This window comes from Actinomadura bangladeshensis (genome assembly GCF_004348335.1).
GTDB classification, from domain to species: Bacteria; Actinomycetota; Actinomycetes; order Streptosporangiales; family Streptosporangiaceae; genus Spirillospora; species Spirillospora bangladeshensis.
In genome coordinates this window covers 76539-90575 of sequence record NZ_SMJW01000003.1, presented here as the reverse complement: position 1 = coordinate 90575, position 14037 = coordinate 76539, and the positions used below count along the sequence as shown (strand labels likewise).

At 71.7% G+C, this 14037-nt stretch carries 15 protein-coding genes; 13 read left to right on the top strand and 2 right to left on the bottom strand.

The window, feature by feature from the left end; genetic code table 11:
• Positions 1-20 precede the first annotated feature (20 nt).
• Both E1284_RS01620 and E1284_RS01615 read left to right on the top strand, forming a co-directional pair.
• Positions 21-893, top strand: a complete 873-nt coding sequence (locus E1284_RS01620; protein WP_131936225.1) for a crotonase/enoyl-CoA hydratase family protein — start codon at positions 21-23, stop codon at positions 891-893.
• Between the two features lie 148 nt (positions 894-1041).
• Positions 1042-1998, top strand: coding sequence for a polysaccharide deacetylase family protein (locus E1284_RS01615; protein WP_243714191.1), 957 nt, complete (start codon positions 1042-1044; stop codon positions 1996-1998).
• 19 nt (positions 1999-2017) lie between these two features.
• On the opposite strand, the gene E1284_RS01610 is transcribed toward E1284_RS01615, so the two are convergent.
• The gene (locus E1284_RS01610; RefSeq protein WP_131936223.1) at positions 2018-2287 is read right to left on the bottom strand and encodes a putative acetyltransferase; all 270 of its coding nucleotides are present in this window, start codon (positions 2285-2287) and stop codon (positions 2018-2020) included.
• A 112-nt stretch (positions 2288-2399) separates the two neighbouring features.
• Between E1284_RS01610 and fdxA the strand changes: the two genes are divergently transcribed.
• From fdxA to E1284_RS01570, 8 genes are all read left to right on the top strand, one after another.
• Positions 2400-2726 carry a ferredoxin gene (gene fdxA / locus E1284_RS01605; RefSeq protein WP_067632891.1) on the top strand — a complete coding sequence of 109 codons (327 nt, stop codon included), beginning with the start codon at positions 2400-2402 and terminating at the stop codon, positions 2724-2726.
• A gap of 140 nt (positions 2727-2866) precedes the next feature.
• Positions 2867-3952, top strand: a complete 1086-nt coding sequence (dapC, locus tag E1284_RS01600; protein WP_131936221.1) for a succinyldiaminopimelate transaminase — start codon at positions 2867-2869, stop codon at positions 3950-3952.
• 195 nt (positions 3953-4147) lie between these two features.
• Positions 4148-4765 (top strand): DUF4178 domain-containing protein, encoded by a 618-nt coding sequence (locus tag E1284_RS01595; protein WP_243714190.1) that lies wholly within the window; start codon positions 4148-4150, stop codon positions 4763-4765.
• Entirely contained in the window at positions 4752-5267 is a 516-nt protein-coding gene (locus tag E1284_RS01590; RefSeq protein WP_243714189.1) for a DUF2617 family protein, read from the top strand. The genes E1284_RS01595 and E1284_RS01590 overlap by 14 nt, the downstream gene beginning before the upstream one ends.
• Positions 5264-5698, top strand: a complete 435-nt coding sequence (locus tag E1284_RS01585) for a DUF4247 domain-containing protein (protein WP_131936217.1) — start codon at positions 5264-5266, stop codon at positions 5696-5698. The genes E1284_RS01590 and E1284_RS01585 overlap by 4 nt, the downstream gene beginning before the upstream one ends.
• A 10-nt stretch (positions 5699-5708) precedes the next feature.
• A complete protein-coding gene (locus E1284_RS01580) occupies positions 5709-6152 on the top strand; it encodes a DUF350 domain-containing protein (RefSeq protein ID WP_131936215.1) in 444 nt (147 codons plus the stop codon).
• Positions 6153-6280: 128 nt separating this feature from the next.
• Entirely contained in the window at positions 6281-7777 is a 1497-nt protein-coding gene (locus tag E1284_RS01575) for a polyamine aminopropyltransferase (protein WP_243714188.1), read from the top strand.
• Positions 7778-7911: 134 nt separating this feature from the next.
• The gene (locus E1284_RS01570) at positions 7912-8859 is read left to right on the top strand and encodes a DUF1259 domain-containing protein (protein ID WP_131936213.1); all 948 of its coding nucleotides are present in this window, start codon (positions 7912-7914) and stop codon (positions 8857-8859) included.
• Positions 8860-8945: 86 nt separating this feature from the next.
• Here E1284_RS01570 and E1284_RS01565 read toward each other — a convergent pair whose 3' ends face one another.
• Positions 8946-9647: a MerR family transcriptional regulator gene (locus E1284_RS01565; protein ID WP_131936211.1), complete on the bottom strand. Its 702-nt coding sequence runs from the start codon at positions 9645-9647 to the stop codon at positions 8946-8948.
• Positions 9648-9725: 78 nt separating this feature from the next.
• On the opposite strand from E1284_RS01565, the gene E1284_RS01560 reads away from it, so the two are divergent.
• The 3 genes from E1284_RS01560 to E1284_RS01550 all read left to right on the top strand — a co-directional run bounded on the left by E1284_RS01560 (position 9726) and on the right by E1284_RS01550 (position 13992).
• Entirely contained in the window at positions 9726-10868 is a 1143-nt protein-coding gene (locus E1284_RS01560; RefSeq protein WP_131936209.1) for an acyl-CoA dehydrogenase family protein, read from the top strand.
• A gap of 164 nt (positions 10869-11032) precedes the next feature.
• The gene (locus E1284_RS01555; protein WP_131936207.1) at positions 11033-12421 is read left to right on the top strand and encodes a pyridoxal phosphate-dependent decarboxylase family protein; all 1389 of its coding nucleotides are present in this window, start codon (positions 11033-11035) and stop codon (positions 12419-12421) included.
• Between the two features lie 17 nt (positions 12422-12438).
• Positions 12439-13992 carry a xylulokinase gene (locus tag E1284_RS01550; protein WP_131936205.1) on the top strand — a complete coding sequence of 518 codons (1554 nt, stop codon included), beginning with the start codon at positions 12439-12441 and terminating at the stop codon, positions 13990-13992.
• Positions 13993-14037 lie beyond the last annotated feature (45 nt).

The following is a 14037-nucleotide window of genomic DNA, read 5'->3' as shown; positions in this document are numbered from 1 at the left end:
CAGTGGAGAGGGGTTCGGACGTGCCGTACAGGGAGATCGAGTACGAGGTTCGCGACGGGATCGCCACCGTCACGCTGAACCGTCCGCAGAAGATGAACGCCTACACGTTCACCATGCGCAACGAGATGCTCGACGTCTTCGACCGGATCGACGCCGACGACGAGGTGCGGGCGGTCGTGGTGACCGGCGCGGGCCGCGCGTTCTGCGCGGGCGCCGACCTGAGCGGCGGCGGCGACACCTTCGACAAGGAGAAGTCGAAGGACATGTTCGCCGGCGAGGACGACGTCCTAGAGGACGGCACCCCGCGCGACGGCGGCGGCACGGTGGCGCTGCGCATCGCACGCTGCCTCAAGCCCGTCATCGGCGCGTTCAACGGCGCCGCGGTCGGCGTCGGCGTCACCATGACCCTCCCGATGGACGTCCGGCTCGCCAGCGAGAAGGCCAAGTTCGGGTTCGTGTTCGCGCGCCGCGGCATCGTCACCGAGGCCGCGTCCAGCTGGTTCCTGCCGCGCCTCGTCGGCATCGCGCAGGCCATGGAGTGGGCCGCGACCGGCCGCGTCTTCGACGCGCAGGAGGCCCTCGCGGGCCGCCTGGTCTCCCGCGTCCACGCGCCGGACGAGCTGCTCCCCGCCGCCTACGCCCTCGGCCGCGAGATCGCCGACAACACCTCCGCCGTGTCGGTCGCCGCGATCCGGCGGCTGATGTGGTCGGGCCTGTCCGCCCCGTCCCCGTGGGACGCGCACGCCGCCGACTCCCGCCTCATGGCCTCCCTCGGCGGCGCCGCCGACGCGATCGAGGGCGTGTCGTCCTTCCTGGACAAGCGCGACGCCGCCTTCCCGATGCGCGTCAGCAAGGACCTCCCGCCCGAAGTCCCCGACTGGCCCCTCCGCTGACGTGCGTGGCCGTGCGGGACACCGCACGGTCACCCGTCTTCACCCGCATCTCCGTACAGAGTTCACGCATCCGGAATGTCAGCGCCGTGTGTCTTCAGCGTGACGCAGGGTATTAGCGGCGCGAAAGCGACACGTTCGGGGGTGCGTGGTGCGGATCAGGAAATTCGCCATTATCGGCGGCGCCGGCCTCCTGCTCATCGCGGGATGCAGCCACACCGACAAGCGGCAGGCGCGGACGGCCGGGGAGCGAGCCGCGCTGGGCGAGAAGGCGCAGGCGAGCCGGTCGCCGACACCGCCGCCGCCGCGGAGGATCGACTGCGACCGGGTGAAGTGCGTCGCGCTCACCTTCGACGACGGCCCCGGCCCGTACACGGCGGGCCTGCTCGACACGCTGAAGAAGGACGGCGTGCGCGCCACGTTCTTCATGCTGGGCCAGAACGTCGGCAGCCATCGCGCCGTGGTGCGCCGGATGGCCCTGGAGGGCCATGAGCTGGCCGACCACAGCTGGTCCCACCCGCAGCTCACCGCACTGTCGCCGGCGGAGGTGCGGTCGCAGATCGAGCGGACGCAGAAGGCCATCAAGGAGGCGTCCGGCGGGGTGGAGCCGACGCTGATGCGCCCGCCGTACGGGGCGACGAACAAGCACGTCGGACGCATCATCGGGATGCCGCTGATCCTGTGGAGCGTCGACACGCTCGACTGGCGCTACCGCAACGTCGCCCGGGACGTCAGGGTCGGGACCAAGGAACCGAAGAGCGGCGGCATCATCCTGTTCCACGACATCCACAAGACGAGCGTCGAGGCGATCCCGCAGGTGGTGGACGGCCTGAAGAAGCGCGGGTTCACGTTCGTCACGGTGTCGGAGCTGTTCCAGGGCCGCGACCTCAAACCCGGCGAGACCTACAGCGAGCGGACCACCGAGGTGACGGCGGAACCGCCGCCCTACGGCTCGCCCGCCGGGCCGGGTGCCGGCAGCCCCGCGCCCGCGGACTCGGGATCGGGCGGCTCGCCGTCCGGCCGCCCCGCGCCGAGCGGGCCCGCGCCGGGCAGTGCCGTGCCGGGCAGCCCCGCCCCGTCCGGCCCGGTGCCGTCCAGCACCGGCTGAGCGGAGCGGGCCGGCCGCGTCAGCCGTCCCCCGGCTCCTGCCGGCGGGGGCGGCGGCGCGGCGGCGGCTGCGGCGGGACGACCTTCGCCGCGACCATGATCTCCTCGGGCACCTCGACCAGCTCGCCGTCGCGCCGGCGCACCAGAAGCCGCTTATCGGACCACGATTCGAGTACGCCGACGACGTCGCTGTACTCTCCCGTAGGCAGACGGCGGCGCAGCGAGATCCGCTGGCCCACGTCCGCGCCACTGATGGACACCACCAGCCGCGCGGCGAAGCGGGCGGACATGTGAGGACCCCCATGTCGAATCGACTGAGCCGTGGTGGCCATACTATTCACAGCGAGCTTGCGGTGAGCCGTGACGTGCGGCGGGGCCGGAAATCCGAGAGGAGTCACTGACGTGACCTACGTCATTGCGCAGCCCTGCGTGGACCTGCTCGACAAGGCATGCATCGAGGAGTGCCCGGTCGACTGCATCTACGAAGGGAAGCGTCAGCTCTACATCCACCCGGACGAGTGCGTCGACTGCGGTGCGTGCGAGCCGGTCTGCCCGGTTGAGGCCATCTACTACGAGGACGACGTCCCCGACCAGTGGAAGGACTTCTACAAGGTGAACGTGGAGTTCTTCGACGACCTCGGCTCGCCGGGCGGTGCGTCCAAGGTCGGCAAGATCGACAAGGACCACCCGATCGTCGCCGCGCTGCCTCCGCAGAGCCACGACGACTGAGCCACGACGACTGAGCCGGGGGACCGGACGGCGCGCCCGCGGGCGCGTCCGAGGTCTCCCGCGTCGATTTTCCGGGCCGTGGTCTCCCCGAGTTCGGGAAGGCCGCGGCCCGCCGGGTCTCCAGAGGAGGAGCAGGGACAGTGTTCACGTTGCCGGACTTTCCGTGGGATCGGCTCGCCCCGTACAAGGAGCGGGCGCTCGCGCACGCGGACGGCATCGTCGACCTGTCCGTCGGGACGCCCGTCGACCCGACGCCCGCGCCGATCCGGGAGGCCCTCGCCGGTGCGGCCGACGCGCCCGGCTACCCGCAGACCTACGGGACGCCCGCGCTGCGCGAGTCGGTCGCGGGCTGGCTGCGCCGCCGCGCGGGCGTGTCCGGCGCCGACCCGGACGCGGTGCTCCCCGTCATCGGCACCAAGGAACTGGTCGCCTGGCTGCCGACGCTGCTCGGCGCCGGCCCCGGCGACAAGGTCGTCTTCCCCGAACTGGCCTACCCGACCTACGACGTCGGCACGCGGCTGGCCGGGGCCACGCCCGTCTCCACGGACGGGCTGCTCGCGCTCGGCCCGGTCAACCCGAAGATCGTCTGGGTGAACTCGCCGTCCAACCCGACCGGCAAGGTGCTGCCCGCCGAGCACCTGCGCAAGGTCGTCGCGTGGGCGCGCGGCCGGGGCGCGATCGTCGTCAGCGACGAGTGCTACCTGGAGTTCGGCTGGGACGAGGACAAGCCGCCCATCTCGATCCTGCATCCGGACGTCTGCGACGGCTCCCACGAGGGCCTGCTCGCGGTCAACTCGCTCTCCAAGCGCTCCAACATGGCGGGCTACCGCGCCGGGTTCGTCACCGGTGACCTCGCGATCGTGAAGCGGCTGCTGGAGGTCCGCAAGCACGCCGGCATGATCGTCCCGGCGCCGGTGCAGGCCGCGATGACGGTCGCGTTCGCCGACGACGCGCACGTGGACGAGCAGCGCGCCCGCTACGCGCGCCGCCGCGCCGCCCTGCGCGAGGCGTTCGAGCGGCACGGCTTCCGCATCGACCACTCCGAGGCGTCCCTGTACCTGTGGGCCACGCGGGACGAGCCGTGCTGGGACACGGTCGCCCACCTCGCCTCCCTCGGCGTCCTCGTCGGCCCCGGCGAGTTCTACGGCCCGGCCGGTGCCCGCCACATCAGGATCGCCTTCACCGCCACGGACGACCGCGTGGCCGCCGCCGCCGCCCGCCTCTGATCCGGCCCGCCCGCGCGCGGCCCCGCGCGCCGCTTCGGCGCGGCTCCGGTTCCGGCCTTGCATCGGATCGCGGGTACACCTATGAAACCCGTGGATCATTTGATACGTCTCATCGCGGTATGGGCGTGAGGCACCACAGTCGGTAGGATCCCGCTGGTCTGTGCCCTTGCTGTCGACGAAACGATGGAGGTGTCCGTGGGCGGAACAGCGATTGTCATCCTTCTCGCGCTGATTCTTGTCGCATTGGTCGTGCTGATCCTCGTCCTGCTGCGACGTCGTTCGAACGCCCCGGCGCCCGCTGCCCCGCCGGCACCGCACGACCCGTTCGCCCCGGAGGACTCGGTGGCGGGCGACCCGCGCACCCTCAAGGCCGGCGACATGGTCGAGTACCTCGGCACCCGCTACTTCGTGCGCGGTTCGCTGCGGCTGAAGGAGGGCGGCTTCACCTGGAGCGAGCACCTCCTCGACGCCGACACCATCGAGGGCCAGAAGGTGTGGATCTCCGTCGAGGAGGACCCCGACCTCGAAGTCGTCTGGTGGACCGAGCACGACATCGGCGACCTCACCCCCGGTGAGAAGACCATCGTCGTGGACGGCGTCGAGTACCGCCGCGACGAGCACGGGACCGCCGACTACACCAGCGAGGGCACGACCGGCGTCGGCGTCCAGGGACGGGTCGAGTACGTCGACTACGAGGGCCCGCGCGGGAAGTACCTGTCGTTCGAGCAGTACGGCGGCGGCCAGTGGGAGGCGGGCCTCGGCGAGCGCGTCCCGACCGGATCGATGACGATCTACCCGGGTGGCGGTAGCTGAGTTGCGCGCGACCCTCGACACCCCCTACGCGGACGTGCGCGCCGACGGGCTCTCCTTCGCGCTCGGGCTGCCGCCGCTGGCGGCCCTCGCCGTCCTGCCGGTGGAGCGGGCGGGCCTGACCGTGGAGATGCGCCTGCTCGGCGCGTCCCACCAGGTCATCGCCGGTCCGCTGAGCGAGACGGTGGCGTGCCTGGCCGGCCGGGCCGAGCCGCTGCCGGGACGCGCCGCCGTGAACGTGCCCGGCTGGGCGTACGACTTCGCCGCGACGACCGCCGCGCACAGCGACGGGACGGCGTTCGCCCGCGCCGTCGAGGCCGTGTGCGCGCGGCTCGCGGACCGCGGTGACGCGCTGACCGGGGCGTTCCCCGGCTCCCCGCACGCCGTCACCGCACTGGCCCTGGAAGAGACGCAAGAACCCGGGTTCGGCTGGCGGACCTGGCACGCCTACCCCCAGACCCGGGAGATCGTGATGACGCGAAGCCGGTTGGTGAGACCCTCATGAACAGCAGGAGACGGGCGGCGGGCGCGGTGGCCGCTGCCGCCCTGACCACCGTGGCGCTCGGCGCCTGCGGGCAGTCGCAGTCGTCGTGGATCGGCGACAAATACACCCGGATGGGAGCGGACACCTACCGGTCCTCCAAGGCACCCGGGACGGTCGCCTCGGAGATCAGCCGCAAGTTCAAACCGATCGACCGGGTGGACGACATGGCGACCAAGGGGGCCGCGGGCGGCATCTTCCTGCGCTACCCGAAGCTCGTCGTCGGCGTCCTGCCGAACGGCGCCGGCAGCCGGATCACGGTCGACAAACCCCGCCGCGGCTACAACCGCTACTACTCCCACATCGGCGGGTACTGGGCGAGCCCCGGCAGCAACGGATGGAACAGCAGAGGCGCCGCGTCGTTCCGGGGCGGCGGCCCGGGTTCGGGCAAATGAGGAGCGACAATTGAACGACATCCTTAACGAGGTCGGCGCGACGTTCGCCTACGGGGCGGTCGGCATCGCGCTGATGGCGCTCGGCTACCTGGTGGTGGAGGTGACGACGCCCGGCCGGCTCGGCAAGCAGATCTGGACCGAGGGCAACCGCGGCGCCGCGCTGCTGCTCGCGGTCAAGCTGTTCGGCATCGGCGGCATCGTCTTCACGGCGATCGTCACCAGCGACAACGACCTGCGCGACGGGCTGATCGACACCGCCGTGTTCGGCGCGTGCGGCATCGTGCTGATGGTCATCGCGTTCTTCCTGCTGGACGTGATCACGCCCGGCAAGCTCGGGGCGACGCTCGTCGGCGCGGACGGCACCGGGAGCGGGACCGGCATCCACCCGGCCGGGTGGGTCGTCGCCGCGGCCGACCTCGGCGTCGCCGCGATCGTGGCCGGGGCGGTCTCCTGACGTCCCGCGACACCGGCCGGGCCGTCGCCGACGCCGCTCGGCCGTCCTCCCCGGAGCCGTCCCCCGCGGACGGGCCGGGGAGGCCGCGCGTTCCCGCCCGGCTCGCCCGCACGCTCGTCCTCGCGGCCGTGTTCACGTGCGCGGCGTGCGGGCTGGTGTACGAGCTGGCGCTGGTCGCGCTCGGCAGCTACCTCGTCGGGAACTCGGTCACGCAGGCGTCGATCGTCCTGTCGGTGATGGTCTTCGCGATGGGCGTCGGGTCGCTCGCCGCGAAGCCGCTGCAGGGCCGCGCGGTCGTGGCGTTCGCGGTCGTCGAGGGCGCGCTCGCGCTGATCGGCGGCGTGTCGGTCCTCGCGCTGTACGCGGCGTTCGCGTGGCTCGACCTGTACGTCCCCGCGCTGGTCGCGGTGTCGTTCGCGGTCGGCGCGCTGATCGGCGCGGAGATCCCGCTGCTGATGACGCTGCTGCAGCGGATCCGCAAGCAGGACGCGGGGTCGGCGGTCGCCGACCTGTTCGCCGCCGACTACGTGGGCGCGCTGGTCGGCGGGCTCGCGTTCCCGTTCCTGCTGCTGCCCGCGTTCGGGCACATCAAGGGCGCGCTGCTGGTCGGCGCCGTGAACGCGGTCGCCGGGATGGCGGTCGTGCTGTGGCTGTTCCGCCGCCAGGTCGGGCGGGTCGCGCGGGCTGCGCTGGCGCTCGGCATGGTCGCGGTCCTCGCCGTCCTCGGCGGGACGTACGCGCTGGCCGACCGCTTCGAGGTGTCGGCGCGGCAGGCGCTCTACAGCGACCCGATCGCGGTCTCCAAGCGCACGAAGTACCAGGAGATCGTGATCACGCGGCAGGTGGGGCTCGGACCGTCCGACCTGCGGCTGTTCCTCAACGGCGACCTGCAGTTCTCGTCGGTGGACGAGTACCGCTACCACGAGTCGCTCGTCCACCCGCTGATGTCGGGCCCGCACGGCCGGGTGCTGATCCTCGGCGGCGGGGACGGGCTGGCGCTGCGCGAGGTGCTGCGCTACAAGGACGTCCAGAGCGCGACGCTGGTCGAACTCGACCCGGAGATGCTGCACCTGGCCCGCACCTACAAGCCGATCGTGTCGCTGAACCACCGCTCGTTCGAGGACCCGCGCGTGACGACGGTCGCCGCCGACGCGTTCTCGTGGCTGCGCGCCCTGGACCGGCAGTTCGACGCGGTCATCGTGGACATGCCCGACCCGGACGACGTGTCCACCGCCAAGCTGTACTCGGTCGAGTTCTACGGGATGGTGAAGCGGGCCCTCGCGCCCGGTGGGCGGATGGTCGTCCAGTCGGGGTCGCCGTACTTCGCGCCCAAGTCGTTCTGGAGCATCGAGAAGTCGATCGCCGCCGCCGGTTTCGCGGTGTCGCCGTACCACGTGGACGTGCCGAGCTTCGGCGACTGGGGGTTCGTCCTGGCGTCCCCCGGCAAGAAGGCGCCCGCGCTCAAGCTCGCGCCCAACGTCCCCGACCTCCGCTTCCTCGACAGCGGGGTGCTGCAGGCGTCGACGGTGTTCCCCAAGGACCGGCGGCACCGGGACGTCGAGGTCAACACGCTCGTCCACCCGCGCCTCGTCGAGTACGAGGGCGAGGAGTGGAAGAACGCCTGACCGGCCGGCCTCCGATTCGCGGCATAGTCCGCAACGTCGAGGCTTGGCTACTCTGAGTGAACACTTGACTACTCTTCGGATTTGTGCGACCCGGCTCCGGGAAGGGGGCGAAGCAAGACCCGAAGGAGGATTCAGTGACAGGTTTCCTGACAGGTGGCGCGCGGCGCCGGGCGTGGGGCGGCCTTCTGGCGTCCGTCCCCCTCATCGTGGGGCTGACCACGGCGGGTGCGCCGGCCAACGCCGCGGATACCGGGCGGCTCCCGGTCAAGGAGATCGAGAGGATCATGCAGGCCGAGGGGACCGTGAGCAAGAGCGGGGTCCTCGAGATCGACATCGACCGCAAGGACCTGAAGGTCACCGGCGGGCAGCCGCGGGTGCGGTTCGAGGACGGCTTCCAGATCCAGCACGAGGTGTTCTTCCAGTCGATCGGCCGGAACAGGGCGATCATGAACGGCGACCTGGCGCTGCGCCCGCAGGAGATCCAGCGGGTCATCGACGGGTATCTCGCCCACGGCATCGTCTTCCAGGCCCAGCACCAGCACCTCTACGATCTCGAGCCGATGGTCTGGTTCACGCACTTCAGGGCGGTGGGCGACCCGCGCAAGCTGGCCGGGGCCATCCACGACGTCATCCGCCGCGACACCTCCACCCCGCTGCCGCAGACCCTGCCGAAGCACCCCGAGACCCCGCTTCCGGCGGAGCGGCTGGGCAAGATCCTCGGCGGGGACGCCATGGTCGGCGAGAACGGGATCGTCACCGTGACCGTGCGGCGCACCGACAAGATCCGCCTCGGCGGCATCCGCGTCGACCCGGACCTGGGCGTGTCCACCAACGTGCAGTTCCAGCCGGTCGGCAAGGGGATGGCGGCCGTGGTGCCCGACTTCTCGATGACCTCCGGGGAGGTGCAGCCGGTCATGAGGACCATGCGCCGCCACCGCTGGCAGGTCGGATGCCTCTACAACCAGGAGACCGCGGAGCACCCGCAGCTGTTCTTCTCCCACATGTTCAAGGTCGGCGACCCGGTCACCCTCGCTCGCCAGGTCCGCGAGGGGCTCAACCACACCGCCGCCCAGCGCGCCTGATCCCTGGTCCCCGGTCCCCGGGGAGGGCGGGCAGGCCGGCCCGGAGGCGTCCACGTTCGCGGGCCGGCATCGCCGCGCCAGGCGGGTCAGTCCGGCACGGACCGGCGGATGGCCTTGTCGACGGCCCGCTGGAACGACGTCACCAGCGACTGGATCATCAGCGGCTTGAGCTTCCCCGCCATCTCCATGAGCCGCTCGCGCTCCTGCGGCGACCGCCCGCCCTCCCGGTAGGGGCGGACGACGGTGTCCTGGAAGACCTGCTGGAGCTCGGCGGCCAGCGCGGTCGTGTGCCGGTCGACGGCCTCATGGGACGCGATCAGCGTGTCCAGCGGCATCGGCAGCTCGGCCAGTTCGGCGCTGATGCCGAGCAGCGCCGGGCTGACGACCCGGATGACGTCGCCGGCCACCCGCTCGACGACGCCGAGGGCCTCCAGCCGCTTGATCGTCTCGTCGTCGAGGTGCCGCCCGGCCCGCCGGTCGAGTTCGGCCCGGTCGAGGTCCTCGGGCTGCTCCGGCGCCCACGGCGACAGCAGCGCCCGCTGCAGCGCGAGGTCTTCGGCCGGCGCGTCCACGGGAATCCTCTGCAGGTGCTTCTCGATGGAGGCGAGCGTCAGGCCGAGCGACTGGAGCTCCCGGACGAGTTCGAGCCGCGCGAGGTGATCGGGGCCGTAGAGCCCGGTGCGCCCGCGCAGCCTGGGGGGCGGGAGCAGGCCGCGCCCGGCGTAGAACCGCACGGTCCGGACGGTGACCCCGGCGCGCGAGGCCAGCTCGTCGACGGTGAGCTCCATCCCGCCTCCCTCTATGTGACAGCACCAGTGTTACATTAACTCTGTATCAGCACGTACTTACATGAGGGAGACCGCCGGATGGGACGGGACATCTACACGGGCGAGCACGACGCCTTCCGCGACATGGTGCGCTCCTTCATCGCGAAGGAGGCCGCGCCCCACCACGAGCAGTGGGAGAAGGACGGCATCGTCTCGCGCGAGGTGTGGCTGGCGGCGGGGCGCGCGGGCCTGCTCGGCATCGACATGCCGGAGGAGTACGGGGGCGGCGGCAACGACGACTACCGCTACTACGTCATCTTCAACGAGGAGCTGGCGAAGGCCGGCGTCCACGGCCCCGGCTTCGCCGTCCACAACGACATCAACGGCGGCTACCTGCGCCAGCTCTGCACGGAGGAGCAGAAGCGGCGCTGGTTCCCCGGCTACTGCTCCGGTGAGATCATCACCGCGATCGCGATGACCGAGCCCGCCGCCGGCTCCGACCTGCAGGGCATCAAGACCACCGCGGTCAAGGACGGCGACGACTACGTCCTGAACGGGTCGAAGACGTTCATCTCCAACGGCATCCTCGCCGACCTCGTCATCGTCGTCGCGAAGACCGACCCGTCCGCCGGGGCCAAGGGCGTCAGCCTCCTCGCCGTCGAGCGCGGGATGGCCGGCTTCGAGCGCGGCCGCAACCTCGACAAGGTCGGCATGCACGCGCAGGACACCGCCGAGCTGTTCTTCGACAACGTCCGCGTCCCGAAGGCGAACCTCCTCGGCGAGGAGGGCATGGGCTTCATCTACCTGATGACGAACCTCGCCCGCGAGCGGCTGTCCATCGGCGCGACCGCGATGGCCGCCGCCGAGGACGCGTTCGCGCAGACCCTCGAGTACTGCAAGACGCGCGAGGCGTTCGGCCGCCCGATCGGCAAGTTCCAGCACAACCGCTTCACGCTCGCCGAGATGAAGACCGAGCTGACCATCGCCCGCTCGTTCACCGACGAGTGCATCCTCAAGGAGAGCGAGGGGGAGCTCACCGCCGACGAGGCCGCGATGCTCAAGTGGTGGAACACCGAGCTGCTCAAGCGGGTCGTCGACCGCTGCGTCCAGCTCCACGGCGGCTACGGCTACATGACCGAGTACCCGATCGCGAAGGCGTACCAGGACGTCCGCATCCAGACGATCTTCGGCGGCACCACCGAGATCATGAAGGAGATCATCGGCCGCGGCCTCGGCGTCTGACCCTCCCGCGTCACGGCGTCCCGCGTCACGGCGTCCCTCCGGCCGGGCCGAACGGCACCGGCCGGGGGGACGAAAGCCCCTACCTTCGCGTTTCCGTCCGGCCGACGATCGTGGGCACGGCGCGCCGTGCCGAGGCGGACGCGCGGGCACGGAGGGCGGGAAACGTGACGGACTACCCCTACGCCGACCGGTTCGAGGTCCACGAGCGGCTCCCCGAGGACGGCCGGCCCCCGGAGGAGATCCTCGCCGAACTGCGGGAGATGGCGGGCGCGGAGGACGCCTTCTGGGAGACCGGCAAGGCGTCCGGGACGGTCTACTGCGGCGACCACCGCCACTACGCCTTCATGGCGGAGACGTACGGGCTGTTCGGCCACGCGAACGTCCTGCAGCGGGACATGTTCCCCAGCGCGACGAAGTTCGAGGGCGAGATCCTCGCCATGACCCTCGACCTCATGCACGCCGGCGCCGTCACCGGGACGGAGCCTGCCGGGATCGTCACGACCGGCGGCACCGGCAGCATCCTGCACGCGATGCTCGCCTACCGCGACGCCGCCGGCCTGGAACGGCCGAACATCGTCAAGCCCGAGACCGCGCATCCCGCGTTCGACAAGGCCGGGCACCTGTTCGGCATCGAGGTGCGGCGGGCGCCGGTCGACCCGCGCACGACCCTGGTGGACGTCGACGCCGCGGCGGACCTCATCGACGCGGACACGGTCGCGCTGGTCGGCTCGGCCGGCAACTACGGCTACGGGACGATCGACCCGATCGCGGAGCTGTCCGAACTGGCCCTGTCCCGGGGCGTCGGCCTGCACGTGGACGCCTGCCTTGGCGGGTTCATCCTCCCGTTCGGTGAGGAACTGGGCCTGGACGTCCCGGTGTTCGACTTCCGGCTGCCGGGCGTCACCAGCATCTCCGCCGACACCCACAAGTACGGGTACGGGCTGAAGGGCACGTCCACGCTGCTGTTCCGCGACGGCGCGCTGCGCAACGCGCTCTACTTCCTCGACACGGGATGGAGCGGCGGGAAGTACCTCTCGCCGGGCATCGAGGGCTCGCGGTCGGGCGGCCTGCTCGCGGCCACCTGGGCCGGGATGGTCAGGCTCGGGCGCTCGGGGTACCGGCGCCACGCCGCGCGGATCTTCGAGACGGCCCGCCGGATGATCGGCGCGGTCCGGTCGCACCCGGAACTGCGGGTGCTGGGCGAGCCGACGTTCCTGTTCAGCTTCACTTCGGACGAGTTCGACATCTACCACGTGTACGACTCCATGGCGGGACGCGGCTGGCGGCTCAACGGGCAGCAGTACCCGAACGCCGTCCATATGGCGGTGACCCGGCCGCAGACCCGGCCGGGCGTCGCGGAGGCCTTCGCCGCCGACCTCGCCGAAGCCGTCGAATACGCACTGAAGCAGGAGAAGGCGGGGGAGGCGCCCATGTCGGGCGCGGTGTACGGGGGAGTGCCGGGCGGGCTCACCCATGAGGCGGACGACTTCATCCGGCAGGTCATGGCCGGAATGCTCGACACCCAGCAGTCGCTGCCGCCGTCCGCCCGCTGACGAGGCGGGGCAGGGGCATGTCCGCGCCGCGCGAGCGCTGCGTCCTCACCGCCGACCTCGGCTCGACCGGGCTGAAGGCCGGCCTGGTCTCGCTGACCGGCGAGATCCTCAGCTGCGAGTTCGCCCTGCTCACCACCCGCCGGCCGGGCGGCGGCGCGTCCACGCAGGACGCGGAGGAGTGGTGGCGGCTGCTCACCGAGGCCGCCCGGAAGGCCATGGCCGCCGGAGGCGTCCGGCCGGAGCAGGTCGTCGCCGCGTCCTGCACCGGGCAGTGGGCCAGCACCGTGCCGGTGGACGCCGAGGGCCGTCCCGTCGGCGACTGCCTGCTGTACGACGACACGCGCGGCGCGCCCTACTCCCGGGACGTCATCGCGGGGCCGGTCGCCGGGTTCGCGCCGCGCAACGCCCTCGCCTGGGTGCGGCGGACGGGCGGGGCCCCGTCGCCGTCGGGCGCCGACCCGATCGGGCACCTGCTGTTCCTGCGGCACGAGATGCCGGACGTGTACGCGGCGGCGCGCTGGTTCCTGGAGCCCGTGGACTACCTGACGATGCGGATGACCGGCGTCCCGGCCGCCACGCACGCGTCCATGACGGCGGCGTGGCTGACCGACAACCGGCGCCCGGACGTCCTGCGCTACGACGGCGGACTGGCCCGCCGCGCCGGGATCGACACCGGCAGGCTCCCGCCGCTGCGCCCCATCGGCTCGGTGGTCGGCACCGTCTCCGCCCGGGCGGCGGGCGAACTCGGCGTGCCGGAGGGCCTGCCGGTGGTCACCGGCCTGCCCGACCTGCACGCGGCGGTCTGCGGCGCCGGGACGCTGGACGACTTCCAGGCCCATCTCGCGATCAGCACGACATCCTGGATCGGGCTGTCGGTGCCGTTCAAGAAGACCGACGTGCTGCGCTCCATCGCCAGCGTGCCGGGGCTGGCGGCGGGCTCTTACGTCGTCGCCGACAACCACGAGACCGGCGGCCGGTGCCTGCAATGGCTGAACGAGACCGTGCTCGGCGCGTCCGCCACCGGCGACTCCGACTACGAGCGCCTGGTGGCCCGCGCCGCCGCCGTCCCGCCGGGCAGCCACGGCGTCATCTTCACCCCCTGGCTGGACGGCGAGCGGTCCCCGGTGGACGACCGCGACGCCCGCGCCGGCTTCCACAACCTGTCGCTCACCACCACGCAGGACGACCTCGTCCGCGCGGTGCTGGAGGGCGTCGCCTACAACAGCCGGTGGCTGCACGAGGCGGTCGAGCGGTTCGCCGGGCGGCGCCTCGACCCGGTCCGGATGATCGGCGGCGGCGCCCGGTCCGACCTGTGGTGCCGGATCCACGCGGACGTGCTCGGCCGCACCGTCGAACGGGTCGAGGACCCGATCAACGCGACGCTGCGCGGCCAGGCGGTCTTCGCCGCGCTGTCGCTGGGCGCCGTCCGCCGCGAGGACGTCCGGACCCGCGTCGACCGCGTCTTCCGCCCCGACGCCACTGCCGGGGCGGAGTACGAGCGCCTCTACCGGGAGTTCCCCGGCCTCTACCGGAGCCAGCGCCGCATGTTCCGCCGCCTCGCAATGCGTTGACCTGCGGCGTGTTGTTGTTATGGCAAGGCGGATAACAACAACACG